Origin of the sequence: Agromyces protaetiae, assembly GCF_030866785.1 — a bacterium.
In the GTDB taxonomy this organism is placed as follows: Bacteria; Actinomycetota; Actinomycetes; order Actinomycetales; family Microbacteriaceae; genus Agromyces; species Agromyces silvae.
Map to the genome: position 1 here is coordinate 3,969,019 of NZ_CP133018.1, position 26,883 is coordinate 3,995,901.

General features: G+C 70.9%; 21 protein-coding genes. 8 read left to right on the top strand and 13 right to left on the bottom strand.

Translation table 11 applies throughout. From position 1 onward, the window contains the following. Window positions 1-19: 19 nt before the first annotated feature. Window positions 20-5,041 (bottom strand): metallophosphoesterase, encoded by a 5,022-nt coding sequence (locus QU602_RS18140; RefSeq protein WP_308797852.1) that lies wholly within the window; start codon window positions 5,039-5,041, stop codon window positions 20-22. Window positions 5,042-5,347: 306 nt separating this feature from the next. On the opposite strand from QU602_RS18140, the gene QU602_RS18145 reads away from it, so the two are divergent. The 7 genes from QU602_RS18145 (at window position 5,348) to QU602_RS18175 (ending at window position 14,273) form a co-directional block, all read left to right on the top strand. Next, a complete protein-coding gene (locus QU602_RS18145) occupies window positions 5,348-6,187 on the top strand; it encodes a carbon-nitrogen hydrolase family protein (protein ID WP_308797853.1) in 840 nt (279 codons plus the stop codon). Window positions 6,188-6,481: 294 nt separating this feature from the next. Further along, on the top strand, window positions 6,482-6,571 hold the full coding sequence (gene kdpF, locus QU602_RS18150) for a K(+)-transporting ATPase subunit F (RefSeq protein WP_308797854.1): 90 nt from the start codon (window positions 6,482-6,484) through the stop codon (window positions 6,569-6,571). Further along, window positions 6,571-8,244: a potassium-transporting ATPase subunit KdpA gene (gene kdpA, locus QU602_RS18155; RefSeq protein WP_308797855.1), complete on the top strand. Its 1,674-nt coding sequence runs from the start codon at window positions 6,571-6,573 to the stop codon at window positions 8,242-8,244. Before kdpF ends, kdpA begins: the two co-directional genes overlap by 1 nt. A 3-nt stretch (window positions 8,245-8,247) precedes the next feature. Continuing rightward, entirely contained in the window at window positions 8,248-10,437 is a 2,190-nt protein-coding gene (gene kdpB / locus QU602_RS18160; protein WP_308797856.1) for a potassium-transporting ATPase subunit KdpB, read from the top strand. Window positions 10,438-10,496: 59 nt separating this feature from the next. After that, the gene (gene kdpC / locus QU602_RS18165) at window positions 10,497-11,108 is read left to right on the top strand and encodes a potassium-transporting ATPase subunit KdpC (protein WP_308797857.1); all 612 of its coding nucleotides are present in this window, start codon (window positions 10,497-10,499) and stop codon (window positions 11,106-11,108) included. A 4-nt stretch (window positions 11,109-11,112) separates the two neighbouring features. Beyond that, complete coding sequence (locus QU602_RS18170; protein WP_308797858.1) at window positions 11,113-13,596, top strand: ATP-binding protein; 2,484 nt, start codon at window positions 11,113-11,115, stop codon at window positions 13,594-13,596. After that, complete coding sequence (locus tag QU602_RS18175) at window positions 13,593-14,273, top strand: response regulator transcription factor (protein WP_308797859.1); 681 nt, start codon at window positions 13,593-13,595, stop codon at window positions 14,271-14,273. The genes QU602_RS18170 and QU602_RS18175 overlap by 4 nt, the downstream gene beginning before the upstream one ends. Before the next feature lie 86 nt (window positions 14,274-14,359). Here the strand turns inward: QU602_RS18175 and QU602_RS18180 are convergent, their stop codons facing one another. Together QU602_RS18180 and QU602_RS18185 are read right to left on the bottom strand one after the other, a co-directional pair. Continuing rightward, a complete protein-coding gene (locus QU602_RS18180; protein ID WP_308797860.1) occupies window positions 14,360-14,608 on the bottom strand; it encodes a type II toxin-antitoxin system Phd/YefM family antitoxin in 249 nt (82 codons plus the stop codon). Window positions 14,609-14,709: 101 nt separating this feature from the next. Beyond that, the gene (locus QU602_RS18185; RefSeq protein WP_308797861.1) at window positions 14,710-15,312 is read right to left on the bottom strand and encodes a TetR/AcrR family transcriptional regulator; all 603 of its coding nucleotides are present in this window, start codon (window positions 15,310-15,312) and stop codon (window positions 14,710-14,712) included. A gap of 117 nt (window positions 15,313-15,429) precedes the next feature. Between QU602_RS18185 and QU602_RS18190 the strand changes: the two genes are divergently transcribed. Then, complete coding sequence (locus QU602_RS18190; RefSeq protein WP_308797862.1) at window positions 15,430-15,837, top strand: RidA family protein; 408 nt, start codon at window positions 15,430-15,432, stop codon at window positions 15,835-15,837. Window positions 15,838-16,023: 186 nt separating this feature from the next. Here the strand turns inward: QU602_RS18190 and QU602_RS18195 are convergent, their stop codons facing one another. The 10 genes from QU602_RS18195 to QU602_RS18240 all read right to left on the bottom strand — a co-directional run bounded on the left by QU602_RS18195 (window position 16,024) and on the right by QU602_RS18240 (window position 26,881). Next, window positions 16,024-16,911: a polysaccharide deacetylase family protein gene (locus QU602_RS18195; RefSeq protein WP_308797863.1), complete on the bottom strand. Its 888-nt coding sequence runs from the start codon at window positions 16,909-16,911 to the stop codon at window positions 16,024-16,026. Beyond that, on the bottom strand, window positions 16,908-17,744 hold the full coding sequence (locus QU602_RS18200; RefSeq protein WP_308797864.1) for a polysaccharide deacetylase family protein: 837 nt from the start codon (window positions 17,742-17,744) through the stop codon (window positions 16,908-16,910). The genes QU602_RS18195 and QU602_RS18200 overlap by 4 nt, the downstream gene beginning before the upstream one ends. 9 nt (window positions 17,745-17,753) lie before the next feature. After that, the gene (locus tag QU602_RS18205; RefSeq protein ID WP_308797865.1) at window positions 17,754-18,776 is read right to left on the bottom strand and encodes an LLM class flavin-dependent oxidoreductase; all 1,023 of its coding nucleotides are present in this window, start codon (window positions 18,774-18,776) and stop codon (window positions 17,754-17,756) included. A gap of 40 nt (window positions 18,777-18,816) precedes the next feature. Next, entirely contained in the window at window positions 18,817-19,590 is a 774-nt protein-coding gene (locus QU602_RS18210) for an amino acid ABC transporter ATP-binding protein (RefSeq protein ID WP_308797866.1), read from the bottom strand. Beyond that, window positions 19,587-20,507 carry an amino acid ABC transporter permease gene (locus tag QU602_RS18215; protein ID WP_308797867.1) on the bottom strand — a complete coding sequence of 307 codons (921 nt, stop codon included), beginning with the start codon at window positions 20,505-20,507 and terminating at the stop codon, window positions 19,587-19,589. Before QU602_RS18215 ends, QU602_RS18210 begins: the two co-directional genes overlap by 4 nt. 28 nt (window positions 20,508-20,535) lie before the next feature. Further along, window positions 20,536-21,447, bottom strand: a complete 912-nt coding sequence (locus QU602_RS18220) for an ABC transporter substrate-binding protein (RefSeq protein WP_308797868.1) — start codon at window positions 21,445-21,447, stop codon at window positions 20,536-20,538. A gap of 130 nt (window positions 21,448-21,577) precedes the next feature. Beyond that, window positions 21,578-23,005: an argininosuccinate lyase gene (gene argH, locus QU602_RS18225; protein ID WP_308797869.1), complete on the bottom strand. Its 1,428-nt coding sequence runs from the start codon at window positions 23,003-23,005 to the stop codon at window positions 21,578-21,580. Then, window positions 23,002-23,976, bottom strand: a complete 975-nt coding sequence (locus QU602_RS18230) for a C-terminal binding protein (RefSeq protein ID WP_308797870.1) — start codon at window positions 23,974-23,976, stop codon at window positions 23,002-23,004. Before QU602_RS18230 ends, argH begins: the two co-directional genes overlap by 4 nt. Beyond that, window positions 23,973-25,646, bottom strand: a complete 1,674-nt coding sequence (locus QU602_RS18235; RefSeq protein ID WP_308797871.1) for a thiamine pyrophosphate-binding protein — start codon at window positions 25,644-25,646, stop codon at window positions 23,973-23,975. Before QU602_RS18235 ends, QU602_RS18230 begins: the two co-directional genes overlap by 4 nt. Further along, window positions 25,643-26,881 carry a M20 family metallo-hydrolase gene (locus QU602_RS18240; RefSeq protein WP_308797872.1) on the bottom strand — a complete coding sequence of 413 codons (1,239 nt, stop codon included), beginning with the start codon at window positions 26,879-26,881 and terminating at the stop codon, window positions 25,643-25,645. Before QU602_RS18240 ends, QU602_RS18235 begins: the two co-directional genes overlap by 4 nt. Between the last annotated feature and the right edge of the window lie 2 nt (window positions 26,882-26,883).

Consider the following 26,883-nt stretch of genomic DNA (forward strand, 5'->3'; position numbering starts at 1 on the left):
GCTCGTCGTCGCCTGGCCGCTACGCGACCGGGCGTGACTCCACACCATCACGACGGTGACTGTTCCGCCGACGGAGCAGCAACCACGCTCCGAGCGCCATCACCAGTGCCGCGAAGCCGCCGATGGTCCAGGCGCCCGCCGCGTCGATCGGCGATCCGGTGTTCGCGAGCTCGCCGTCGGAGCCGGATCCGGCAGGCGCGCCGATGCCGGCCGGGGACGAGCCCGGAGCGCCCGGCGCGCCAGGCCCACCAGGCGTTCCCGGCGTACCGGGCGTGCCCGGATCCGTCGGATCCACAGGCACCTCCGCCGCAGGGATCACGGTGAACAGGCTCACGCCGGAATAATCCACGGCCCCGAAGGGGTCGGCGCTCTGCACATACCAACCGTGCTCACCGAGCTCGGTCAGCGGCCAGGTCGCCGTCAGCACGGATCCGCTCGGCACGTCCGCGAAGGCGGCGATCTCATTCGTGGTGAGGATCTCGGCCGAGAAGGCGTCGGTCGCGAGCGCCCGGGTCTTCGGAGCGATGCCGAGGTCCGCGTACGAGATCTCGAACTCCTGGTCCGCGTACGGGTCCTCCGGCGGCCCGACCAGGCCGGGGTCGTCGGAGTTGTACTGGCCGAGCGAGTGCGAGTACGTGCGGACCAGCATCTGCTGCGTCTCGTTGTCGAAGTGCAGCATCCGGAAGAAGCCCTGCCCGCCCTCCGGCAGCGCCTGATAGTCGAACAGCATGTTGTACACCGTGCGGTCGGCGACGCCGTCGCCGTCGTCGTCGAACGTGTCGGCACGCGTGGCCGCGTCGTGGTAGTGGCCGGAGAGGACCATCTTCACGTTCGGGTTCGGCGCGACGACCTCGTCCTGGATCTGCTGCGGCACCGGCCCGAGCCCACCGCTCGGCAGCAGGTTCTCGTGCAGGTTGATGATCGCGATGCGCTCGGGGTGCGCCGCGAGCACCTCGTTCATCCACGCGATCTCGGCGGCGGCCGGCCCCCAGCCCATGTAGAGCATGAGGAAGTCGATGCCACCGGACGAGATCAGGTCGTAGTGACCGCGGTTGTTCTCGTAGCTGCCGCCGTACCAGGGGTTGGCCGCGTAGCGGGCCTCGCCGAAGAACTGCCCGTACGTCGAGTAGTCCACCTCGTAGCCCACGTCATGGTTGCCCGCGAGCACGCCATAGGGCAGCCCCGCCTCGTCGAAGCGCAGGTACTGCGCGTCGGCGTTCGTCCACTGCTCCATCACCGTGTGGTTGTCGATGATGTCACCGGTGTGGATGACGTACTGCAGGTTGAGCTCCTCGCGGCGATCGAGCAGGTAGTCGTGGATCGAGACCTGATGCTCGTAGTGCGTCGCGTTGTAGTACTGCGTGTCGGACTCCCAGCCGAACGTGAAGTCGTACTGCGATCGGGGCACGTCGTCCGGGTGGGCGGGCTGCACGGGCGAGTCGCGCTCGGTGAGGTTCTCACCGGCAAAGCCCTCCGAGTGCTGGACGAGGAACGTGACCTGGCCGTCTTGGGCGTATGTGCCCGCTTCCACGACCCCGTCGAGACCGAAGGCCTCCGCCTCGGCGCCGGTCGTGAGGTGCCGGTCGATCTCGATCCACGAGGAGCCCGTGGGGTCGAGCGCGTAGAGCATCACCTGGGCGCCGGGGTTCGCCGAACCGGCCCATTCCACGCGCACGAGCGAGTCGTCGGCGGTGCCCGCGGGCACCTCCACGTCGAACATCTGGAACGGGAACTGCTCGTCCGAGCTGATCTCGGTCGCGAGGCCGTCGACCCCGGCGAGGGTCTGCACCTCTTCGCGGCTCAGCCTCTGCGCCTGGCCGCGGTCCGTGGTCGCGGCGTCGGAGACCAGGCCGGCGTGGGACTTCACGGCGCCGTCGCCGAGCTCGAGCCGGTGGCCCTCGCGGAACGACACCTGGAGGGTGTCGCCCGTCGGGTCCTCGACGCGGGCCTGCAGCGACACGTCACCGGCCTCGACCTCCGAGCCGTCCAGCGGCCCGATGATGCCGGCCGAGGGGTACTCGTCGTACGTCGTGAAGCTCACCGTGTAGGTGCCCGCGTTGCCGACCTGGTCGGTGGCCTCGATCTCGAGGACGTGCTCGCCGGGGGCGAGCTCGAGCGACGAGGTCTCGTAGGGCAGCTCGATCGCTGCACCGTCGAGGGTCGCGGTGACGGATGCCACACCGGCGCCCGCGTCCGTGACGTCGGCCTCGATCCGGATCGTGCCCTGGTAGGGCGTCCCGTCCACGATCGACGAACTGACCTCGGGCGCGGTGTTGTCGACGTGCACCGTGCGGGTGGCGGTGTGCACCTCGTCGGCGGCCGTCAGCGCGTACGACCCGTCGGCCACCGCGGCCGTCGCCCAGGTGTGCGACAGCCCGGTGAAGGCGTCGGCGGGCAGCTCGAAGCGGGCCTCGTAGAAGTCGAGCTTGCCGGCGCTGTCACCGATCTCGATGACGCCGCCCTCGTACCCGGCAGGGATGAGCGTGCGACCGTCGGGCAGGATCAGACGCGGGTCGAACGCGCCGAAGTCGTCATTGTTCTCCTCGAGGTCGATCTCGGGTGCCGCCTTCGTGCCGGCCCAGATGCTCACGACGAGCTCATCGCCCTCGACGATGTACTCGAGCGGGATCGGCGTGACGATGGTCTCGGAGCCGACGTAGATGCCCTTCTCGAAGATCTGCAGGACGTCGTCGCCGACCTTGACCCCGTTCTTGAAGTAGTTGTCGACCCGCTCCGCCTCGAACGCGAAGTACGGTGCCCGCTCGAGCATGGGCTCGGTCTCGACGGCCTCGCCGTCGATCGTGAGCTCGAGCTCGGTCGGGTGGGCGTCGGAGGCCGCGACGACGCGGGTGTCGCCCGCGACGTACTGGCCCTCGTCGAGGTTGAACCGGATGGGATCGGTCTCGGCCCCGGCGACCGGCAGTCGGCGCGGCTCGCTGGTGGAGGTGTTCGTGCCGTCGCTCACCTCGAGCGTGTACTCGAACCACGCCTTGCCGGCGAGGTCGACCCAGTGCACCCGATGGCTGTACACATCGCCGTCACCGGGCATGAGGTTCAGCACGCGCGACCCGGGGTCGACGTCGTTGGTGAGCGTCATCGTGACGGTGCGCACCTGGACGTCGTCGGTGATGTGGAACGCCGGGATGAAGTCGACGGTCGGGTCGATCTCGGCCGCGACGCGGTCCTCCACGACCGGGAGCGTCGTGTCGGGCGCCTCGATCATGAGCCCCGCGGGAACCTGGTCCGCCTGCACCCGGCCCGGCGTCGGAGCGTCGAGTCCGAGCAGCCGCTGCACGGTCTGGTCGGCCGCGTCGATGCCGTATCGGATGCTCCGGTCGGGGAACGTGTCATCGACACCCGCAACCATGTTGTACTGCGCCTGGTTCACGGTGTACCCGGTGTTCGTCATGATCTCGATGCCGCGCGGGCTGCTGTTCGCCATGCCGCCCGTGAAGATCTCGGCGAGGTCTTCACCGAGCGTGAGGTCGGTGCCGAACTCGGCGTTGAAGTCCGCGGCGGTGAGGTGGGTGTTGGCGCCGTTCTTGATCCAGAGCACGAGCGTGCCCCCGCCGCGGATGACGACGTCCGACGGCTGCGCCGGCCACAGCACCTCGGCGCCGTTCATGTGCAGGTAGTTGATCGTGTAGTCCGCGAAGTCGATCGGCTCGCTGGTCGCGTTGTAGACCTCGATGAACTCGTACGCGTCGGCACCGTCGACGTTGCTCGTGTCGGGCATCAGCTCGGTCACCTGCAGGCGCGAGGTGACGATCGTGGGGTCGGGCTCGGGGGTGAAGGGCGGAGCGGTGAACGCCTCGGGTGCGACCACGCCGGGGCTCGGCGTGGCGAGCGTCTCGAGCACGGCCATGCCCTTGGTGTGCACGTCGCCCGGGATCCGGAAGTTCGCGCTGAGGTCCTGACCGACGCCGCCGCCCGGGACGTGCGACCAGCTGACGATCTGGTCGCCCTGCAGCACGCGGATGCCGCGGTCGCCGCCGTTCGCGATGCCGTTCTGGCCGCTCACACGGACGATGCGCGCGTCGGAGCCCATGCCGAAGTGCGCACGGAAGTCCGCCTCGGTCTTCGCGTACGAGTCGACGCTGCCCGCGGTGTAGCTCAGCCAGAAGACGACCATCTCACGCGGGTCGACGACGAGGGTCTCGTCTTCGACGACGAGCGGGATGTCGCGCGTGCGATCCGGCGTGTTCACGTAGCTGTACGCGAACGAGTACCCGGCCTCGGCGAGATCGATCGGCTCGTTGGTGGTGTTCGCGACCTCGAAGAACTCGAAGTGGTCGTGGCTGACGTTGTCCGGCGCGATCTCGGTGACCATGAGCGGCCAGTTCGACGCGGGGCCGGGCTCGGGGTTCGGCTCGGGCTCGGGCTCGGGCCGCACGAGCTGCGCGGGGTCGACGACGCCGGGCGACGGCGGCGCGAGCTGCGCCAGCACGTCCATCCCGAGCGCCGAGGGGTCGGCGGGGAGCCTGAAGTGGGTCACGGCGTCCGGCCCCATGGAACCGGTCGGGTAGAAGGAGTACGACAGCAGCTGGTCGCCCTGCGCGACGCGCACCGCGCGCGATCCACCGTTGGCCATCCCCGGCTGGCCCGTGATCCGGGCGACCTGCGCCGTCTGGTCCATGCCGAAGTGGTCGCGGAAGTCGTCGATCTCGTACTGGAACGAGTCGGGTGAGCCCGACTCCGCCGTGTAGCTGAGCCACAGGACCACGGTCTCGCCGCCGGCGATCGTGAGATCGCCCTCCACCGCGAGCTTCGTGCCGATGCCCAGGTCGGTGCTCTCGCGGGTGACGTACGAGAACTCGATGTCCGACTCGGCGAGGTTCATCGCCTGATCGGTGGTGTTGTGCACCTCGAAGTACTCGAAGTGGTCAGCCCCGACGTTGTCCGCAGCGATCTCGGTGATGATCAGCGGTGAGGTCTGCGCCGCAGCGTGGGCGGTCGGCGCGGTCAACAGGGCGAATCCGACGGCGCACACGGTGGCCGTCGCAATCGTTCCCGTGAGGCGCCGGAGTCGTGAGAGAGGCACGGCTGTCCTTCGGTCTGGAAAGGGGATCGGCCCGACCGTAGGGAGGCCGCACGAATGCGGAGCGAACGATCCGTTACCAGCGTGTGAATCACCCTGCGCCGTCCTGCTGCCGAATTGATAGACCAAACCGTTTGACGAACCGACGAGGTCGCAGCGATCACCGGACTCGGTCGCGCTGACGGCCGGCTCTTCGACGCCGATCCCGAGCGCATGGAGGTCGTGTAGACGACTGCGCGCGTCATCAGGCACACCTCGGTCGGGGTCACCGCGATCCGGCGCAGCGTGAACTGTGCTCGAATAGGCGGCATGACGAACACCGACGACGAGCTGAAGATCGCCGTGCTGCAGGCGAGCAGTATCCCGGGCGACGTCGAGGCGAATCTCCGGGCGGTCGACGAGGCGGCCGGGCAGGCCGCGGACCGAGGCATCCACCTCCTGGTCACGCCGGAGATGCTGCTGACGGGGTACAACATCAGCGACCGGGTCGTCGAGCTGGCTCGGCAGGCGCCGCTCGAGCGGGTCCGCGAGATCGCCGCGGACCACCGGGTAGCGATCGTCGCCAGCGGGCCCGAGCTCCTCGACGGGCCGGATGCCTCGGCGGCACGCGTGGCGAACTCGGCGTGGTTCTTCGACGAGACCGGCGCGGTGCTCGGACGGCATCGGAAGATCCAGCTGTTCGGCCAACTCGACCGGGACATGTTCGTCGAGGGAGCGACGCCTACGACGCTCGTGGACTATCGCGGCTTCCGGGTCGCGCTGCTGATCTGCTTCGACGTCGAGTTCCCCGAGACCGTGCGCGCCGCCGCCCTCGCGGGCGCCGACCTCGTCGCCGTGCCGACGGCGCAGATGCAGCCGTTCGGGTTCGTCAACGACCACCTCATCCGGGTCCGCGCGTGGGAGAACGGGGTCTACGTCGCCTATGCGAACCACTACGGCACCGACGGATCGCTCGAGTACGTGGGCCGGAGCGTGATCGCGGATCCGCTCGGCGAACACCTCGCCCAGGCGCAGCCCGACGGCGGCGCCCTGCTCACCGCGACCATGGACCGCGAGGTGCTGGGCGTGGCACGCCGGCAGAGCCCCTACCTCACCGAAGTGCGGAGCGAGCTCTTCGCCCGGCCGCCCGCCGAACGGCACGAGACGTGACACGCGTCAGCGACGAGTAAGGAACCGCAGCCCGCCCGTTAGGGAACGGTGAGGATCGCCCGCGGCCGCTCGCGGGAGGAGTTGCATCGAGCACGCAGCATCTCAGCTGCCCGCCGGCCGCGTTCGCGGCGACGGAAGGTCCCCGTCTGGAGTCCTCGTGCTCGACCTCGTCTACGTCCTGCTGATCGCGGCGACGTTCGCCCTAGTCGGCCTCATCGCGAAGGGGGTCGAGAAGCTGGGCCCACGCGCCGGAGGCTCGCCCCAACGCGAAGCGTTGAGGGGAGGGGAGCGGGGATGATCATCGCAGAGCTCGCCGCCGCCGTGCTGGGCGTCGCCGCCGTCGCCTACCTCGTGTACGCCCTCGTCCGGCCTGAGCGGTTCTGATGGAGGCACTGTTCGCCGTCCTCCAAGCGGTCACGCTCGCGCTCGTCATCGCGGTGCTCTGCCGGCCCTTGGGCGACTACATGGCGCGCCTCTTCACGACCGACCGCGACTGGAAACTCGAGCGCGGCCTGTACCGGCTCGTCGGCGTCGACCCGCGCACCGAGCAGTCCTGGTCGGCGTACCTGCGCGGTGTGCTCGCGTTCAGCGTCGTCGGCGTGCTGTTCGTCTACCTGCTGCAGCGCCTGCAGGCGTGGCTGCCGTACTCGCTCGGCCTCCCGGCCGTGCCGGAGGGGCTCTCGTTCAACACCGCGGCGAGCTTCGTCGCGAACACGAACTGGCAGTCGTACTCGCCCGAGCTGACCATGGGCTACACCGTGCAGCTCGCGGGCCTCGCGGTGCAGAACTTCGTGTCGGCGGCCGTCGGCATCGCCGTGGCGATCGCGCTCGTCCGCGGCTTCGCGCGTCGCCGCTCGGGGACGATCGGCAACGTCTGGGTCGACCTGTTCCGCGGCTCCTTCCGGTTGCTGCTGCCGCTCTCGGTCCTCGGCGCCATGGTGCTGCTCATCGGCGGCGTGATCCAGAACTTCACCGGATTCACCGAGATCACGACGCTCACGGGCGGCACGCAGAACCTGCCCGGCGGCCCGGTCGCCTCGCAGGAGGCGATCAAGCTGCTCGGCACGAACGGCGGCGGCTTCTTCAATGCCAACTCCGCGCACCCGTTCGAGAACCCGACCGCGTGGACGAGCCTGTTCCAGAACGTGCTCATGCTCGCGATCCCGTTCGCGCTGCCGCGCACGTTCGGCCGCATGGTCGGCTCAGACCGGCAGGGGTACGCGATCCTCGCGGTCATGGCCACGCTCTTCGTCCTCTCACTGACGGCGGTCACACTGCTCGAGTCGGCGGGCATGGGCACCGCGCCCGAGCTCGCGGGCGGCGCGATGGAGGGCAAGGAGCAGCGCTTCGGGATCCCCGGCACGACGCTCTTCGGCTCGACCTCGACGCTCACGTCGACCGGCGCGGTGAACGGCATGTTCGACTCGTACACCGCGCTCGGCGGCATGCTGCCGATGCTCAACATGATGCTCGGCGAGGTCGCGCCCGGCGGCGTCGGGTCGGGGCTCTACGGCATGCTCGTGCTCGCGGTCATCGCGGTGTTCATCGCGGGTCTGCTGGTCGGCCGCACGCCCGAGTACCTCGGCAAGAAGATCGGCCCGCGCGAGATCAAACTCGCGAGCCTGTACATCCTGGTCACGCCGATCCTCGTGCTCGCGGGCACCGCCCTGAGCTTCGCGATCCCTGGCGTGCGCGCCGACGTCGAGGCGACCTCGATCTGGAACCCCGGCGTGCACGGCCTGTCCGAGGTGCTCTACGCCTTCACGAGCGCGTCGAACAACAACGGCTCGGCGTTCGCCGGCCTGACCGCGAACACGCCCTGGTTCAACACCGCACTCGGCATCGCGATGCTGCTCGGCCGGTTCATCCCGATCGTGCTCGTGCTCGCGCTCGCCGGAAGCCTCGCCGCGCAAGACAGGGTCCCGGCCACCACCGGCACTCTGCCCACCCACCGGCCGCAGTTCGTCGGCCTCCTCGTCGGCGTGACGGTCATCGTCACCGCACTCACCTATTTCCCCGTTCTCACGCTGGGTCCCCTGGCGGAAGGGCTGAGCTGATCCATGTCCACCATCACCACTCCCACGTCCGCGACCGGTGCGCCGGCCGACGAAAACCACCCACACCGGCACCCGAAGCCCAAGGCGCCCTTCGGGCCGAAGCAGCTCGCCGCCGCCCTCCCGGGCGCGCTCCGCAAGCTGCACCCGCGCGACATGTGGCGGAACCCCGTCATGTTCATCGTCGAGGTCGGCGCGGCGCTCACGACGGTGATCGCGATCGCCGAGCCGTTCCTCGGCGGTCCGACCGCCTCCGGCGGCACCGCCGTGCCGAGCAGCTTCACGTGGGCGATCGCCGTCTGGCTCTGGCTCACCGTGCTCTTCGCGAACCTCGCGGAGGCGGTCGCCGAGGGCCGCGGGAAGGCGCAGGCGGACTCGCTGCGGCATACGCGCACGTCGACGGTCGCGCACCTCGTGCGCGGCTACGACCAGGCGACGGATGCCTCCGCGCTCCGCGCGACGATCTCCGACGTCCCGAGCAGCGACCTGCGGCCGGGCGACCTGGTCGTGGTGACGGCGGGCGACCTGATCCCGGGCGACGGTGACATCGTCGACGGCATCGCGTCGGTCGACGAGTCCGCGATCACAGGCGAGTCGGCGCCGGTCGTGCGCGAGTCGGGCGGCGACCGCAGCGCCGTCACGGGCGGCACGCGCGTGCTCTCGGACCGCATCGTCGTGCGCGTCACGTCGAAGCCCGGCGAGACGTTCGTCGACCGGATGATCGCGCTCGTCGAGGGTGCTTCGCGGCAGAAGACGCCGAACGAGATCGCGCTGAACATCCTGCTCGCGAGCCTGTCGATCGTCTTCGTGGTCGTCGCGCTCACGCTGAACCCGATCGCCTCGTACGCCGCCGCCCCCGCGAGCGTGCCCGTGCTGATCGCGCTCCTGGTCTGCCTGATCCCGACCACCATCGGCGCGCTGCTCTCGGCCATCGGCATCGCGGGCATGGACCGGTTGGTCCAGCAGAACGTGCTCGCCATGTCCGGCCGCGCCGTCGAGGCCGCCGGCGACGTGACGACGCTGCTGCTCGACAAGACCGGCACCATCACGTACGGCAACCGGCGGGCGAGCGAGTTCGTCCCGCTCTCGGGCGTCGACGAGACCGAGCTGATCCGAGCCGCCGCACTCGCCTCGCTCGCCGACCCGACCCCGGAGGGCAGCTCCATCGTCGAGCTGGCGGCCGACCGGGGCATCCGCTTCACCGAGCAGCCGGCCGGCGAGGTCGTGCCGTTCACCGCCCAGACCCGCATGTCGGGGCTGGACCTCGCCGACGGCGAGGTCGTGCGGAAGGGCGCGGGCTCGGCCGTGACCGCGTGGGTCGAGGAGCAGGGGCCCGTTGCTTCGTTGGAGCGCAGCCCGTCCGCCGAGCGCGACGAGCTCGACGAGCACGTCGCGGCGATCTCACGCTCGGGCGGCACGCCGCTCGTCGTCGCGAAACGCGACGCCGGGGGCACGGCGCGCGTGCTCGGTGTCGTGCACCTGAAGGACATCGTCAAGGACGGGCTGAGCGACCGGTTCGCCGAACTGCGTGCGATGGGCATCCGCACGGTCATGATCACGGGCGACAACCCGCTCACGGCCGCCGCCATCGCGAAGGAGGCCGGCGTCGACGACTACCTCGCCGAGGCCACGCCCGAGGACAAGCTCGCACTCATCCGCACGGAGCAGGAGGGCGGCCACCTCGTCGCGATGACCGGCGACGGCACGAACGACGCGCCGGCGCTCGCGCAGGCCGACGTGGGCGTCGCGATGAACACGGGCACATCAGCGGCCAAGGAGGCCGGCAACATGGTCGACCTCGACTCCGACCCGACGAAACTCATCGACATCGTGCGCATCGGCAAGCAGCTGCTCATCACGCGCGGCGCGCTCACCACGTTCTCGATCGCGAACGACCTCGCGAAGTACTTCGCGATCATCCCCGCGATGTTCGCGGGCGTGTTCCCCGGGCTCGCGGCGCTGAACCTCATGCAGTTGCACTCGCCGGCCTCGGCCGTGCTGTCGGCGATCATCTTCAACGCGATCGTGATCGTGCTCCTGATCCCGCTGGCGCTCCGCGGCGTGCGGTTCCGGGCGGGCGACGCGTCGAAGATCCTCGGTCGCAACCTGCTCGTCTACGGCCTCGGCGGCGTCATCGCGCCGTTCATCGGCATCAAGCTCATCGACCTCGTCGTGAGCCTCATCCCGGGCTTCTGATGCCGGACACAGCTCTGCGCAAGAGAACAGCTCTGCGCACGAGAAAGGACACCTGACTCATGACCTCCACCAGGCAGACCATGCGCACCCACTGGGTGGCGCTCCGCGCCCTGCTCGTCTTCACCGCGGTGCTCGGCGTCGCGTACACCCTCGTCGTCACGGGCATCGGGCAGCTCGTGCTGCCCGCGCAGGCGAACGGGTCACTCGAACGCGGCGCGAACGGCGAGGTGGTCGGCTCGGCCCTCATCGGCCAGTCGTTCGCCGACCGCGACGGCATGCCGCTGCCCGAGTGGTTCCAGCCGCGGCCGTCGGCCGCGGGCGACGGCTACGACTCGGGCGCGTCGAGCGGCAGCAACCTCGGCCCCGAGAACGCCGACCTGGTCGCGGCGATCGCGGACCGCAAGGCGCAGGTCGCCGAGCTCGACGGCGTCAGCGAGACGGATGTCCCGGTCGACGCCCTCACCGCGTCCGGGTCGGGGCTCGACCCGCACATCAGCCCGGAGTACGCGCTGCTGCAGGTGCCACGTGTCACCGCTGAGCGCGACCTCGACGAGGCCGACGTGCGCGCCCTCGTCGACGCGCACACCCGGGGCCGGGACCTCGGCTATCTCGGCGAACCGACCGTGAACGTGCTGCAGCTCAATCTCGCGCTCGCGGAACTGCGAGACTGACGCTATGAGACGCGGGCGGCTCCGGGTGCTGCTCGGCGCCGCCCCCGGCGTCGGCAAGACCTACACCATGCTCGAAGAGGGCCGGCGGCTCCGCGACGAGGGCCGTGACGTGGTCGTGGCCTTCGTCGAGACGCACGGCCGCACGGCGACCGCCGCCATGGTCGAGGAGCTCGAGGTCGTGGCCCGCCGGAGCGAGACGCATCGCGGCCTGGCGCTCGAGGAGATGGACCTCGACGCGGTGCTCGCCCGCCGCCCCGAGATCGCCCTCGTCGACGAGCTCGCGCACACCAACGCCCCGGGCGGGGCGCATCCGAAGCGCTGGCAGGACGTCGACGCGCTGCTCGCGGCCGGCATCGACGTGATCTCGACGGTCAACGCACAGCACATCGAGTCGCTCGGCGACGTCGTGCTCGAGATCACCGGCGCCCCCCAGCGCGAGACCATCCCCGACGCCGTCCTGCGGTCGGCCGATCAGATCGAGGTCGTCGACCTCGCGCCGCAGGCGCTGCGCGATCGCCTCGCGGGCGGGCTCGTCTACCCCGCCGATCGCATCGACGCGGCGCTCTCGAACTACTTTCGCCTCGGCAACCTCACCGCGCTCCGCGAGCTCGCCCTGCTGTGGCTCGCCGACGAGGTCGACCAGGCGCTCAAGACGTACCGCGCCGAGCACGGCATCCAGGGCACCTGGGAGGCGCGCGAGCGCGTCGTCGTCGCGTTGCCCGGCGGTCCCGAGGGCGAGACCCTGCTGCGCCGGGGCGCCCGGATCGCCGCCCGGTCGTCGGGCGGCGAGCTCATCGCCGTGCACGTGACCGCGCCCGACGGGCTGCGCACGAGACATCCCGATGCCGTCGCCGCGCAGCGCGCGCTCGTCGAGCGCCTCGGCGGCTCCTTCCATCAGGTGGTCGGCGAAGACGTGCCGCGCGCGCTGGTCGAGTTCGCGAGGTCGGCGGATGCCACGCAGCTGGTGATCGGCGTGAGCCGCCGATCCCGGATCGCGGCGGCCTTCACCGGCCCGGGGATCGGCGCGACCGTCATCCGCGAGTCCGGCGACATCGACGTGCACATCGTCACCCACGCCGCCGCGGGCTCCACGTTCTCGTTGCCCCGCCTCGGCGGCGCGCTCAGCCGGACCCGGCTCATCGCCGGGTTCGCCGTCGCGCTCGTCGCCGGCCCGCTGCTCAGCTGGCTGCTCACGCTGTTCCACTCCGAGGCCTCGATCACGAGCGACGTGCTCGCGTACCAGCTGCTGGTCATCGTGGTCGCCCTCGTCGGCGGGATCTGGCCGGGGCTGTTCGCGGCCGTGCTCTCCGGGCTCACGCTCAACTACCTGTTCATCCAGCCCCTGTACTCGCTCACGATCACCGAGCCCAGGCAGCTGCTCGCGCTCCTCTTCTATGTCGCGAACGCGCTGCTGGTCAGCTACGTCGTGGACCAGGCCGCGCGACGCACGCGGCTCGCGCAGCGCGCCGCCGCGGAGTCGGAGCTGCTCGCGACCGTCGCCGGCAGTGTGCTGCGCGGCGAGGACGCGCTGCAGGCGATGGTGGCGCGCACCCGCGAGGCGTTCGGGCTCTCGGGCGTGCGACTGCTCGTCGACGGCCAGCCGCGCGTGACCGACGGCGAGCCGGCGACCGGCGACCGCGTCACCAGCGTGCCGATCGGCACGCGCGGCGTGCTCGAACTGCACGGGTCCGACCTCGAGGCATCCGAACGCCGCCTGCTCCAGGTGATCGCGACCCAGCTCGACGCCGCGATCGAGCACGGAGCGCTCGCCTCGGCGGCCGAAGCGGCCGGCGAGCTCGCGGAGACCGACCGGGTGCGCTCGGCGTTGCTCGCCGCGGTCGGACACGACCTGCGCCGGCCGCTCACCTCGGCCTCGGCGGCGATCAGCGCCCTGCGCGCACCCGACCTCTCGCTCGCGCGCGCCGAGCGCGACGAGCTGCTCGACACCGCGGCCGAGAGCCTCGACTCGCTCGCGGCGCTCGTGACGAACCTGCTCGACGTCAGCCGTGTGCAGGCCGGCGCGCTGGCCGTGACGCTCGCACCCACCGACCTCGGCGACGTCGTCTTCCCCGCCCTCGACGAGCTCGGGCTCGGCCCCGGCGAGGTGGAGCTCGATCTCGCCGAGGACCTGCATCCGGTCGCCGCGGATGCCGGCCTGCTGCAGCGCGTCGTCGTCAATCTGCTCGCGAACGCGGTGCGGCACTCGCCCGACGGCGAGCGCGTGCGGCTCGCGGCGAGCACGTTCCGCGGCAGCACCGAGCTGCGCGTCGCGGACCATGGACCCGGCGTGCCACCGGAGCGTCACGATGAGATCTTCACCGCGTTCCAACGACTCGGCGACACCGACAACGAGGCGGGCCTCGGGCTCGGGCTCGCTCTCTCGAGGGGCTTCGTCGAGGGCATGGGCGGGACGCTCACGGTCGAGGACACGCCCGGCGGTGGGCTCACCATGGTGATCGCGCTGCCCGTCGCCGAGGAGACCGCATGAGAATCCTGATCGCCGACGACGATGCCCAACTGCAGCGCGCGCTCCGCATCACGCTCGCGGCCCGCGGCTACGACGTGGTCGCGGCGCACGACGGCGCCGAGGCGATCGACCTCGCCGCGAGCGCACACCCCGACCTGATCCTGCTCGACCTCGGCATGCCGAACGTCGACGGCACCGACGTGATCCGGGCGGTCCGGGGGTGGTCGAAGGTGCCCATCCTCGTGCTCTCGGGCCGCACCGACTCGGCCGAGAAGGTCGAGGCCCTCGACGCGGGCGCCGACGACTACGTCACCAAGCCGTTCGCGATGGACGAGCTGCTCGCGCGTATCCGGGCGCGCTCGCGGGTCGTGACCGGCGACGAGCCGGACGCGGCCGAGTTCCGGGTCGGGGAGCTGTCGGTCGATCTCGCGGCCAAGACGGTGCGGCGGGGCGCCGACGGGGCATCCGTTCGCCTGACGCCCACCGAGTGGCGCCTCCTCGAGCTGTTCCTGCGGAACCCCGGCAAGCTCTTGACCCGGCAGATGCTGCTCTCGGACGTGTGGGGTCCGTACCACGCGAACGACGCAGGATACCTGCGGCTCTACGTGGCGCAGCTGCGCCGCAAGCTCGAGCCGGTGCCGTCGGAGCCCCGGCATTTCCTCAACGAGCCGGGTCTCGGGTACCGGTTCGAGCCGTAGGCGGACCTAGAGGTCGCAGATGTCTCGTCGGTGACCGATCCGCTTCAGCGCTCGCAGCGCGGCCGGTCGGAGTTCGATCCGATAGGTCAATCCCAGCCGAGGTCCTTCGTGACCTCATCCCACGGAATGTTCGCGCCTTCTTCCGCAATGGCTTCGTCGAAGTCGGCGGCGTCGGCCGCGTCCTCGAGAGCTTCGAGCATGCGCTCGTAGTGTTCGGGGCTCACCACCACGGCAGCGCGCTGGCCCCGTCGTTCGATGAACACGGCCTCCTGCTGCGAGCGGGCGATGACCTCCGAGAAGTGGCTCCGCGCTTCCGCGACGCTGACGATCGACATGCCTCAAATGTCCCTTACGCGGATCGAAATGTACATCTGGTCCGACCCGTGGGCGGTCGGTTCGTGCTGGGTGGGAAGGCATTGCCGCGCCCGCGTCATCGTCAGGGCCTGGACAGCAGCCTGCGCAGGCCGGTGCCGACGACCGCCTCGGGGTCGACGGCATGTCTCGCGTGAGCTCGGGCGTACAACGGCGCGACGTCTCGGTCGATCTCCGTCGCGGCTTCGTTCACGGCCATGGGAGCGGTCGTCGCGCACCCGATCACGAAGTTCGAGAGGATGTACGCCGACGTCAGGGGGTCGGACGAGCCCGCGTCGGTGAGGAGTGCGATCATGCGCTCCGACAGTCGGATGTAGGAGGGTCCACGCGGGGCTCGCCACGCTATCACCTGCGGCGCCCACGGATGCCGCACCAGGTGCCGGTAATAGGTGAGCATCAGGTCCATGAGGTCGGCGTCCCGCACCGCCGTATCGATCGCCGGGTCGTCGGCGAGTGCACGATCCAGCGCGAGATCGAACAGATCGTCCACCGACGCCACGCGCGAGTACAGGCTCGCGGGCGCGACGTCGAGCTGCGACGCGACGGCGCGGAGCGTGAGCGATCGGAGGCCCCCCGCATCGAGGAGCGCCGCCGCGGCGCGCGCGAGGTCGCCCACGTCGATCGCACGTGAGCGGATGACCGGCTTCCGGTGTTCCCAATACCCCACGGGGTGAGCCTAGCCCGAGGATCGCCACTAAACGATCTATGTTAGTTTTAGCGCCGGCGGAGTCGCCCTTCCTCGCACGTCGTCCCGCCGAGCCGCCCTCGACCACGAAGGATCCGAATGCCCAGCGCCGTCACCCTGATCCGCTCCACCTCGCTCTCCGACGTGGCCGAGTACGCCTACGCGGCGACCGCGCCGGCGGAGGCCCGGCTGATCTTCCTCGCCGGCGCCTGCCCGCTGAACGACGACGGGTCCACGGCCGGCATCGGCGACTACGCCGCCCAGGCCGAGGCATCCGTCGAGAACCTGAAGACCGCCCTCGCAGCCGCCGGCGCCGCACTGACCGATGTGATCAGCACCCGGGTGCTCGTCGCATCGACCTCCCAGGCGGACCTCGTCACCGCCTGGGAGGTCGTGCGCGATGCGTTCGGCGACCATGACGCGCCGAGCACCCTCCTGGGCGTCACCGTGCTCGGCTACGACCACCAACTCGTGGAGATCGAGGCCGTCGCCGCCGTCGTCGACTGACGCGACCGACATCCGGGGTCAGCTTCGGCCGGATCGAGCCGCCGAAGCCGTCGAAGCCGTCGAACGCGCCGGTGAGATCGCCTCGGTCGACGCCGCCGAAGGCGTCGCAGGTGTCTGGGCCGACGCCCCGCCGAGCGGCGGACGCGCCTCCTACTAGCGTCGGTCCAGTGAGCGTCGGTCCAGCGATCAGTAGTGCGGCCAGCCCGCCTCGGCGAGGAAGACCCGCTCGGCGCTTCCGGCGTCTGGCGCTTCACCGTGCACGCGCCACCAGCTCGCGAGTGTGGAACCGCGCGCGACCCAGACGTCGTCATGGCGCCGGATTCGTCTGAGCATCTCGCGGAGCAGGCCGATCCGGCCGGGTGTGCCGATGATGTGCGGGTGGACGGTGAGCACCCAGAGCAGGCCCTCGTCGCGGCACCCCTCGAACTCCCACGTCCAGCTCTCGAGCGTCTCCTCGTACGACGCGATGCGGGAGTGCCCCTTCGGCAGCGCGGGGGCGAAGTTCCACTCGAACGCCTGGCGGTCGTCGGCGACGTGGTGGAAGGGCAGATCGACGAGGCTCCGGCCGTCGCCGGCGGGCAGCATGGCGGGCAGGTCGCCCGCGACCCAGGAACTCGACCAGTCGATGCCCGCGTCGAGCAGGTCCGCGGCGAGACCGAGCGGCCAGTCGCCGCGCGGCAGCCGGAAGCCGGTCGGCTCGAGGCCGCGGTCGCGGAACGCCTCGACCGCTCGGGCGATGAGCCGTCGCCGCTCGTCCGGTTCGATACCGTCGAGCCGCTCGAGGTCGTCGCCGCGAATGCCGAGGTCGTGCCCGTCGCGCGCGATCTCGTCGAACGCTCCGGGGTGTTCGCGGACCACGGATCCCGGCGCGAAGAAGCTCGCGGGAACAGCGGCGTGCCGGAGTTCGGCCAGGATGGCCGGGAGCCCCCGGCGGATCCCGTATCGCGCCGTCGACAGCGTCTTCGTACGCCCCTCGAGCGTGGGGTCGAGGGTCAGCAGCGACCGCTCGGCGTCCACGTTCACGGTGATCAGGACCGCAGCGCGGTGCCCGTCGGGCCATCGTGCGGTCGTCATGCCCGCTCCTCCGCATTCCTCGCATGGTCGGCGACCCGGTGCGCGGGCGCGACCCAACGATCGCGCTGCGCGGCGAGATGCTCCACCAGCCGGTCGACGACGCGCGCCCGCCCGGGCGTCGCGATCACCTTCGGGTGGAACGTCGTGATGAAGCATCCGCCGACCGCGTGGTGGCCGTCGGCCTCGCGCAGGTAGTTGTCGAGCACGGGCCGGTATCCGGCGATCCGGTCCCCGCTCGACGGATAGTCGGGGTCGCGGCTGTACGCGAAGGCCGCATAGTCGTCGAGGTCGACCCTCGCCGGGATCTCGACGAGCCGCGTCGGCTCCCCGTCGATCACGTGCAGGTACGGCGTGTGATCGTCGCGCAGCGAGCTCGAGTACGAGAACCCCTCGTCGACGAGGATCGCGGGCGTCTCGGCACTCCAATCCCCCGTGGGCGTGCGGTAGCCCACGGCGCGCACACCGAGCACCCGTTCGAACACCTCCTGCGAACGAGCGATCACGTCACGCTGCTGCGTCGGCGTCAGGTCGGCGAAGCGCTCATGCCGGTAGCCGTGGTGTGCGACCTCATGGCCGGCATCGGCGATCCGGCGGACGGCGTCGGGCCAGCGCTCGACCACCCAGCCGGGCACGAAATACGTCGCCGTGACCCCGTGCCGCTCCAGAATGCGCAGCGTGCGCGGCAACGCGCTCGTGACGTCGTACGCCCCCTCGGCGAACCGTCGAGGGGCCGACCAGATCGTGCCGTCGATGAGCGCGCCCCCGGTCGGGCCGTCGAGGTCGAACGCGACGACCGACGCCGAGGCGACGGCACCGGGCCACTGCAGACTCATTCCACGAACCTAGGCGCTGAGCCGCGACGCCCCGGCCAGCAGCGCCGGGATCTGGTGCGGCGCGGTCGCGCGGAGGATCGGGAAGTCCACACCCGCCGCCCGGTACTGCCGCACGCGCGCTTCGACGTCGTCGATCGTGCCCGAGGCCGTGAGGGCCGCCGCAAAGTCGTCGTCGATCGCGTCGAGCAACGCCTGCTCGCCCTGGCTCTGGTAGATCGCGGAGAGCCGGTCGGGCGAATCCGCCGGGATGGCAGTCTCGCCGACGGCGATCTTGCCGCGCCCGGTGCTCGCGAACTTGAACTTCGACGCGACCTCCCATCGGATCGCGTCGAGCGCCCGCTCCCGGGTGTCCTCGATCGACGTGTTCACGAGCTGCGCGACCGAGTAGTCCGCCATGCCGAGCCCCGCCTCCTCGCGGACCTCGCGGATCCGGGCAATGGCGTTCGCGCTGTACTCGGGCGACGTGCCGGCGTCGAGCAGGATCCCGTCGCCCAGTTGCGCCGAGATCTTCAGTCCCAGCGGGCTCGACCCGGCGACCCAGATCGGGATCGACCGGCGCACGGGCGTGAAGTTCAGCCCCACACCGTCGAACTTCACGAACTGGCCCTCGTACGTGATCTTCTCGCCCGTGAGCAGCAGGCGCACCGTCTCGATGTACTCGCGCAGCACCTGCGGCGGCTTCATGGGCGCGAGCCCGTTGCGTGCGGCATGCTTGTCGGTCGCCGCCCCGAGCACGAGCACGAGTCGCCCGCCCGACATCTCGTCGAGCGTCGCGGCCGTCTGCGCCATCACGAGCGGCGAGCGCAGCCGGACGACCTGCGTCGCGCCGAGCGCCATCCGCTCGGTCGCCAGCGAGAACGCCGACAGCGCCGACACCGAGTCCCGGTTCGTGAAGAAGGTCTCCGAGAAGAAGCCCATCGAGAACCCCGCGGCCTCCGCGCGGGCGATCGAGTCGGCCATCTCGCGGACCGTCGCGGTCGCGTCGTAGCCGAGCCCGAAGCCGAGTCCTGAGCTGAAGGTGGTCGCGGTCATGGGGTGGGTCGCCTTTCGGTCGGAGCTGGTGAGTGGATCGTCAGTGCAGGATGCTGCTCACGAAGGCGCGTGTGCGCTCCTCACGAGGGTCGTCGAAGATCTGGGCCGGCTCGCCGGTCTCGACCACGCTCCCGTCGGCCATGAACACGATGCGATCGGCGGCCTCGCGCGCGAAGCCCATCTCGTGGGTCACGACGACCATGGTCATGCCGTCACGCGCGAGCTCGCGCATCACGGCCAGCACCTCGCCGACCAGCTCGGGGTCGAGCGCCGAGGTCGGCTCGTCGAAGAGCATGAGCTTGGGCTTCATCGCGAGCGCCCGCGCGATCGCGACCCGCTGCTGTTGGCCGCCCGACAGGTGGCGCGGGTAGGCGTTCTCCTTGTCGGAGAGGCCGACGCGGTCGAGCAGCGTCCGCGCCTCCTCGACCGCCTGCGCGCGCGGCAGCTTTCGCACGCCGATCGGCGCCTCGATGATGTTCTGCAGGATGGTCAGGTGCGGGAACAGGTTGAACTGCTGGAAGACCATCCCGATACCGGCCCGCGTACGCGCCGACTCACGGTCGTTCATCTCGTAGAGCTTGTTGTCCTTGCGCCGGTAGCCGACGCGCACGCCGTCGACGCGCAGGTCGCCGCCCGAGAGCTTCTCGAGGTGGTTGATGCACCGCAGGAACGTGCTCTTGCCCGAGCCGGACGGCCCCATGAGGCAGACCACCTCGCCCTCGAACACGTCGAGCGTGATGCCCTTCAACGCCTGGACGGAGCCGTAGTTCTTCCGGACGTCGACCGACTGGACGAGCGGGGTTGGGGCAGTCATCGTGATCTCTCCTTCGCGCGGCGCGACGCCCGCGTCTCGGGCCGCGCGTTCCGCTCGGACCCGCGACCGAAGTGCCGCTCGAGATAGTGCTGGCCGACCGTGAGCGCCCCCGTCATGACGAGGTACCAGATGCTCGCGACGATGAGCAGCGGGATCTGCAGGAAATTGCGTGTGTAGATGTGGGTGACCGTGGTCATGAGATCGGGCAGCGCGATGACGAGCACGAGCGAGGTCGTCTTCAGCAGGATGATGACCTGGTTGCCCGTGGGCGGCAGGATCACGCGCATCGCCTGCGGGAAGATGATCCGCCGGAAGATCCGCCCCTTCGACATGCCGAGTGCGGCCGCGGCCTCACGCTGGCCCTGGTCGACGCTCACGATGCCCGAACGCACGATCTCGGACATGTAGGCGGCCTCGTGCAGGCCGAACGCGAGCAGCGCGGCGCCCAGCTGCGAGATGACGGCGTTCGTCTCGACCTCGATGAACTGCGGTCCGAACGGGATCCCGATGCCCAGCATCGGCACGAGCGCCGAGAGGAAGTACCAGAAGAGCAGCTGGACGATGACCGGCACGCCACGGAAGATGAGCCCGTAGGTGACGCTCACCCAGCGGAGCACCGGATTGTCCGAGAGGCGCATGATCGCGAGCACGACGCCCAGGGCGACGCCGATGACCATGGCGAGGACGGTCAGCTGGATCGTCATCCAGAGGCCCTCGAGGATGAGCGGCGAGAACAGGTATTCGCCGACGACGTCCCAGCGCATGTTGGGGTTCGTCGCGGCCCCGATGACGAGGTACGCGACGATGAGCGTGACGACGGCGACGCCGATCCACCGCCCGGGGCGGCGGAGGGGCACGATGACGTCCTCCGCCGCCCCGGGCGCCTGAGACGCCGCGGGTCGAGTCGTGGTGTTCATGGCGTTCACGGTGCTCCTGGGATCGCGGTCAGCTCGTCGCGCCGTTGACCTGGACGGGGTCGAGGATCTGGTCCTCGAGGCCCCACTCGGCCATGATCTCGGCGGTCTGGCCGCTGTCGACCATGGACTGCAGGGCGGCCTGGAGAGCCTCGATCAGCTGCTCGCTGCCCTTCGGCACCACGATGCCGGTCAGCTGCGGGTTGTAGGTCTCGCCCACCGACTCGAGCGCGCCGTTGCTCTGCGACGCGAAGTAGTTGTGCGCCATCATGCTCGCGAAGCTGAAGTCGGCGCGCCCCGTGGACACGGCCTGCGTGGTCTCGGGGCCCGACTGGTAGGTCTGCACCTCGATCGGCTCGTTCCCGGCCGCGACGCAGTCCTCGGAGAACCCGGTGACGATGTCGATGTAGGTCGTGCCGATGGTCTCGGCGGCGGTCAGGCCGCAGAGGTCCTCGGGCGTCTCGATGTCGTTCGGGTTGCCCTCGGGGACGAGGAAGTTCGACCCGGTGTTGATGTAGTTGATGAAGTCGACCTGCTGCTCGCGCTCGAGCGTGTCGCTCATGCCCGAGAGCACGACGTCGAAGCGGTTGGCCTCGAGGCCGGTGAGCAGTCCGGCGAAGTTCGTCGTCACGTGTTCGATCTCGACGCCGAGCACCTCGCCGAGCGCGAACCCGAGCTGGATCTCGGAGCCGTCGAGGTCGCCGTCCACGTCCTCGAAGTTGCCTGGCGGGAAGTTCGCGGAGACGCCGATCCGCAGCACGCCCGCCTCCTGGATGTTCTCGGGAAGCAGGTCGAAGAACTCACCACCCGACGCGGCCGCGGTCTCCTCGGGTGCGGCCTCGGTGGCCGAGTCGGCCGCACAGCCGGCGAGGGCGAGTGCGGCGACGCCGGCGATGGCGGGAAGGATCAGGCGGGCCTGGCGGCCGGAGCTGGTGCGTCGCATCTTGGTGCCTTTCTTTCGGTGGGTGGTACGGCCGGAATGCCCGGCCGCGTGCGGTGCGGATGGTGCAGGACAGTGCTGGTCAGGAAGCGGTGCCGGTCACGACGCGGTGCCGGTCACGACGCGGTGCCGGTCAAAATCTCGGGCCGTCGTACGCGTCGATCCAGGTGCGGAACGCGGCGACGGCCGCGCGCACCCGGGTGAGCTGCTCGGCGACGCGCGCCGGTGCGGTGCCGCCGGTCGCATCGTGCGCCGCGAGCGCGGCCTCGAGCGTGAGCGCGGGGAGCACGTCAGCGGTCAGTCGCTCGTCGATGCCCGCGAGCGCGCTCTCGGGGATCTCGTGCAGCTCGATGCCGCGCTCCTCGCAGTAGCGCACCATCGCGCCCGAGACCTCGTGCGCCTCGCTGAAGGGCACGCCGCGACGCGCCAGCCAGTCGGCCGCCTCGGTCGCGAGCGTGAAGCCCTTGGTCGCGTCGGCGCGCATGCGCTCGGCGTTCGGGGTGAAGGTGGCGACGAGCCCGGTGAGCGCGGGCAGCGCGAGCTCGAACGACTCGACGGCGTCGAGCACGGCGTGCTTGTCACCGATGAGGTCGCGGTTGTACGCGAGCGGCAGCGACTTCACGGTAGCCATGAGCCCGACGAGGTCGCCGAGCACCTGGCCGGCGCGGCCGCGCGCGAGCTCGGCGATGTCGGGGTTCTTCTTCTGCGGCATGATCGAGCTGCCGGTGCACCAGGCGTCGTCCAACCGGATCCAGCCGAACTGCACCGACGCCCACATCGTGATCTCCTCGCAGAGGCGTGAGAGGTCGACGAACGCGAGCGAACTGATGAAGAGGAACTCGAGCGGGACGTCGCGGCTCGCGACCGCGTCGATCGAGTTCTCGGCGACCCCGGCGTAGCCGAGCTCGGCGGCCGAGGTCTCGGGCGAACGCGAGAACGTGGACCCCGCGAGCGCGGCCGCTCCCAGAGGCGACACCCCCGCCCGCTCGTCCCAGTGGCGGAGGCGGGCGAGGTCGCGAACGAGCGGCTGCGCGTGAGCGAGCAGCTGGTGGGCGAACACGACGGGCTGCGCGGGCTGTAGGTGGGTGAAGCCCGGCACCGGCAGGTCGAGGCTGCGTTCGGCCTGGTCGGCGAGCGCGTCGATCAGGCCGACGAGGAGGGCGGCGACCGTGCGGGCCTGGTCGCGCAGGTACAGGCGCAGGTCGTTCGCGGCCTGGTCGTTGCGCGACCGCCCGGCGCGCACCTTCCCGCCGAGCGGGCCGAGTCGTTCGATCAGCTCACGCTCGAGGAAGGTGTGCACGTCCTCGTCCGCCTCGATCGGCTGCGTCGCCCCGGTCAGCACATCCGCCGTGAGCTCGTCGATCGCGGTCGTGATGAGCGCGAGCTCCGCGTCGTCGATGAGGCCCGCGCGATTGAGCTCGCGCACGTGGGCGCGCGAACCCTGGAGGTCGTACGGCGCGAGCGAGAAGTAGCGCTCCGGCGAGCGCGAGAAGCGTCGGAGCGCCTCGCTCGGCCCCGATGAGAAGCGGCCGCCCCAGAGTTGCGTCGGGCGTTCGGTCATGATGTGGCCTCCATGGCGGTGATGGTTCCGGTCGCAACCGGCCGGGCGGGGCCGAGCCGGTCGAGGATCGTGCGGGCGGGCGAGAGCAGGTACCGCTCGAGGGAGCGGTCGGAGAGGAAGGCGATGTGCGGGGTGACGATCGCGCGCGGGTGGCGGCGCAGCGGATCGGCCGCCTGAGGCGGTTCGCCCGCGAGCACGTCGGCGGCGTACGCCGAGACCCGCCCGGACTCGAGCGCGGCGAGCACGGCCGCATCGTCGACGAGCTCGCCGCGCGACGTGTTCACGATGACCGAGCCCGCGGGCAGGCGACCGATCGCGTCGGCCGAGACGATGCCCCGGTTCGCTTCGGTGAGCGGCACATGGAGCGAGAGCACGTCGGCTCGGGCGAGCAGGTCGTCGAACCCGACGTGCTCGGCGCCCGGCGCCGACTGGAACGGGTCGTGCGCGATGATGCGGCCGAAGACCGGCCGCGCGAGCTCCGCGGTCGCCTGCGCGATGCGCCCGAACCCGAGCAGACCGAACACGAGGTCCTCGGTGGCCCGGGGGATCCGATCGAAGTGCGTCGTCCACCCGCCGTCGCGCGCGACGGCGGTCGCGGCCGGCAGTTCGCGGACGGCGGCGAGGGCGAGCGCGAGCGTGTGGGTCGCGACCTCCCGAGTGGATGCCCCGGCGAGCCCCACGACCTCGACGCCGTGCCGCGCGGCCGCGGCCTCATCGACCATGTCGGTGCCGACCGAGCTCGTGCAGAGCACGCGCAGGTCGGGCAGCTGCTGCAGCACCGCGTCGCCGATCCGTGCGTAGCCGACGATGGCGGCCACGGCACGGCGCGCGTCCTCGGGCACCAGCGGGTCGTTCGCGAGGTCGAGCACCGCGCTGTCGAAGCCGTTCGCCTCGAGCAGGTCGATGGCGGGGACGGGGTCGAGGTCGGCCCGGTCGGTGAAGATCACGAGGGGGCGGGCTGCGGTGCTCATGCGTCATCCCCGTTCCGGCCCGAACCCGTGACGCGATGCAGGTGCGTCGGCGCGAAGAGCCCGATGGTCGCGGGCAGCACCACGCACGACGGACCGGGTGCGGCGAGTGCGCTCGCCAGGTCGTCGCGAAGCCGTTCGACGCTTGTGGTGACCGCGCGCACGCCGAAGCTCGCGGCGAGTGCCGCGAAGTCGGGGGTCACGAGGTCGGTCGCGGTCGCGACGCCGAACGCCCCGCGCATGTACTCCGCGAGGATGCCGTACCCGCCGTCGTCGACGATCAGCCAGGTCACGTCGAGCCCGTGCTGCACGGCCGTCGCGAGCTCGGCGATGCCGTACAGGGCGCCGCCGTCGCCCGAGACGGCGAGCACGGGTCGACCGGGCGCGCCGAACGCGGCGCCGAGGGCCGCGGGGAACGCGTAGCCGAGACCGCCGGCGCCCTGCGCCGAGCTGAACCGACCGTCCCGGCCCTCCCACGCCGACCACGCCCAGTACGCGAGCATCGTCATGTCCCAGAAGCTGTCGGCGCCGTCGGGCAGCGCGTCGCGCACGGCCCGGAGGACGGCCCGCTCGGCGGTGAACCCCTGCTCGTCGATACGACGCTGCACCGTGGCATCCAGCGCCTCGATCTCAGCCAGCCGCGTCGCGCGACGCGACGCGTCCGTCCCCCTCCCGATCGCGCCCAGCAGACGGCCGAGCGCCTCGCGCGCGTCGGCGTGCACGCCGACCACGGCGTGGTTCGAGCCGATCACCCCGAGATCGGCGTCGATCTGGATGACCCGTCCCTCGGGCGCGAACGTGTGGTAGTTGCTCGACAGCTCGCCGAGCGCGCTGCCGACGACCAGCAGCACGTCCGCGTGCTCGAGGTACTCGGTCGTCGCGATGTCCTCGAGCCAGGCGCCCGCGTGCAGCTCGTGGTCGCCGGCCATCGCGTCGCGGCCGCTGAACGTCGTGAAGACCGGCGCGTCGAGCGCCTCGGCGAGCGCGACGACCTCGTCGCGGGCGCCCGCACGGGCCGCTCCGCCACCGACGAGGAGGGTGGGCCTCTCGGCCGCCGTGAGCAGGTCGGCGGCGAGGCGGATCAGCTCGTCGCGCGCCACGGGGGACGAGATCGTCGTGGGCACGTCGGCGACGGGCGGCAGGTCGTCGCCGACGTCGGCGAGGAGCACGTCCTGGGGGATCTCGACGAGCACGGGCCCCTGCGGTGCGCTCGCGGCGAGCGACCAGGCCTCGGCGAGCGCCGAAGGGATCTGCGCGGCCGCGCGCACCGTGAACGTCGACTTCACGATCTGGGCGAAGGACGCCGACTGCTCGGGAAGCTCGTGCAGGTAGCCGTGCCGGCCGCCGCCGAGCCCCGCGACGGGGATCTGCGCGGAGACCGCGAGCACCGGGATCGACGACGACGCGGCCTCCATGAGCGCGGGCAGCGCGGTGAGCGCGCCAGGACCCGTCGACAGGAGCAGCGGCGCGACCGAACCGGTGCGTCGCGCGAGGCCGTCGGCCATGAAACCCGCGTTGTTCTCGACGCGCGCGGACAGCAATCGCAGATCGCTTCGGCGCAGCGCGTCGAAGAGCCCGAGCGCGTGCTGCCCCGGCAGGCCGACGACGGCACGCGCGCCGAGCGCGCGCAGCGTCTCGATCGCGACGTCGCCGCCGGTTCGCGTCCGGCTCACGACGTGCGCTCCGTTTCGAGCTCGCCCGCGCACAGGCGGTAGAGCACCGACTGCAACACGTCGAGCCCGGCGAGCAGGTCGTCGTCCGAGGTGAACTCGCGCTCGTTGTGCGAGATGCCGTCGACGCTGGGGACGAAGAGCATGACGGTCGGCACGACCTCTTTGAGGTTGGTCGCGTCGTGCCCTGCGACGGTCGCCGAACGGCGGTGCGAGTAGCCGAGCCGGGCGGCCTCCTCCCCGGCGAGCAGCACACCGGCCTCGAGGAACGGGCCGCTCGACCACTCCACGACGTCGACGATGTCGATCTCGACCCGCGCCTCGGCGGCGATGGACCCAATGGTCGTGCGGAGCCTGGCGACCGCGGTCTCGAGCAGGTCCTGGCGCGGCGACCTGATGTCGACGAGCATGCGCACCTCGCGCGCGAGGGCGACCGGTGAGTTCGGGTCGAGGTACATCTCGCTCACGGCGGTGTGGAGCTGCTCGACCTCGAATCCGTCGATGAGCTCGCGCACGGCCACGATGAGCTTCGCGGCCCCGAAGAGCGCGTCACGCCGGTCGGCCATGGGAGCCGCACCCGTGTGGGCCTGCTCGCCCGTGACGACGACCTCGAGCTTCTGCGCCGTCCACGTCGACGCGACGAGCCCGATCGTGGTGCCCGTGGCCTCGAGCTCACGGCCCTGTTCGACGTGGATCTCCGCGTAGGCCGAGACATCCAGACCGGTGAACTCGCCCCGCCCGCCGATCGCGTCGAGCGCGTCGGCGACCGACACCCCCCGCGGGTCGGTCGTCGCGAGCGCTGTCTCGAGCGGCAGCCGGCCGATGTGCACGGCGCTGCCCATCATGCTCGGCTTGAAGCGGCTGCCCTCCTCGTTGAACCAGTCGACGACGGCGACGTTGAAGCGCGGCGTCGCGCCCTCGGCCGCGGCGCGGTCGCGCACGCTGCGCGCGGCGTGCGCGCCCGCCAGTACGCCGTACGCGCCGTCGAAGCGACCCGCGAGCGGCTGGCTGTCGAGGTGCGAGCCGACGAGCACGTACGGCGCGCCCGGCACGAGCTCGAGCAGACCGAAGATGTTGCCGATCGCGTCGACCTCGACCCGGAACCCCTGCTCGGCGAGCCAGCCGCCGAACCAGCGGCGGGTCTCGCCGTCGGCCGCGCTCGCCGCCTGACGTTCGACGCCGCCGCCCGGCGTCGCGCCGAACGTCGACATCGTCCTGAAGTCGTCGAGGAAGGACATCG

Bases quoted from the DNA above. Each gene is read 5' to 3' on its own strand.
- QU602_RS18175 (WP_308797859.1), top strand. From the start codon at position 13,593: ATGAGAATCCTGATCGCCGACGACGATGCCCAACTGCAGCGCGCGCTC.
- QU602_RS18190 (WP_308797862.1), top strand. From the start codon at position 15,430: ATGCCCAGCGCCGTCACCCTGATCCGCTCCACCTCGCTCTCCGACGTG.
- QU602_RS18180 (WP_308797860.1), bottom strand. From the start codon at position 14,608: ATGTCGATCGTCAGCGTCGCGGAAGCGCGGAGCCACTTCTCGGAGGTC.
- kdpB (WP_308797856.1), top strand. From the start codon at position 8,248: ATGTCCACCATCACCACTCCCACGTCCGCGACCGGTGCGCCGGCCGAC.
- QU602_RS18200 (WP_308797864.1), bottom strand. From the start codon at position 17,744: ATGAGTCTGCAGTGGCCCGGTGCCGTCGCCTCGGCGTCGGTCGTCGCG.
- QU602_RS18220 (WP_308797868.1), bottom strand. From the start codon at position 21,447: ATGCGACGCACCAGCTCCGGCCGCCAGGCCCGCCTGATCCTTCCCGCC.
- QU602_RS18170 (WP_308797858.1), top strand. From the start codon at position 11,113: ATGAGACGCGGGCGGCTCCGGGTGCTGCTCGGCGCCGCCCCCGGCGTC.
- kdpC (WP_308797857.1), top strand. From the start codon at position 10,497: ATGACCTCCACCAGGCAGACCATGCGCACCCACTGGGTGGCGCTCCGC.
- kdpA (WP_308797855.1), top strand. From the start codon at position 6,571: ATGGAGGCACTGTTCGCCGTCCTCCAAGCGGTCACGCTCGCGCTCGTC.
- QU602_RS18240 (WP_308797872.1), bottom strand. From the start codon at position 26,881: ATGTCCTTCCTCGACGACTTCAGGACGATGTCGACGTTCGGCGCGACG.
- QU602_RS18195 (WP_308797863.1), bottom strand. From the start codon at position 16,911: ATGACGACCGCACGATGGCCCGACGGGCACCGCGCTGCGGTCCTGATC.
- QU602_RS18210 (WP_308797866.1), bottom strand. From the start codon at position 19,590: ATGACTGCCCCAACCCCGCTCGTCCAGTCGGTCGACGTCCGGAAGAAC.
- QU602_RS18230 (WP_308797870.1), bottom strand. From the start codon at position 23,976: ATGAGCACCGCAGCCCGCCCCCTCGTGATCTTCACCGACCGGGCCGAC.
- QU602_RS18145 (WP_308797853.1), top strand. From the start codon at position 5,348: ATGACGAACACCGACGACGAGCTGAAGATCGCCGTGCTGCAGGCGAGC.
- kdpF (WP_308797854.1), top strand. From the start codon at position 6,482: ATGATCATCGCAGAGCTCGCCGCCGCCGTGCTGGGCGTCGCCGCCGTC.
- QU602_RS18205 (WP_308797865.1), bottom strand. From the start codon at position 18,776: ATGACCGCGACCACCTTCAGCTCAGGACTCGGCTTCGGGCTCGGCTAC.
- QU602_RS18215 (WP_308797867.1), bottom strand. From the start codon at position 20,507: ATGAACACCACGACTCGACCCGCGGCGTCTCAGGCGCCCGGGGCGGCG.
- argH (WP_308797869.1), bottom strand. From the start codon at position 23,005: ATGACCGAACGCCCGACGCAACTCTGGGGCGGCCGCTTCTCATCGGGG.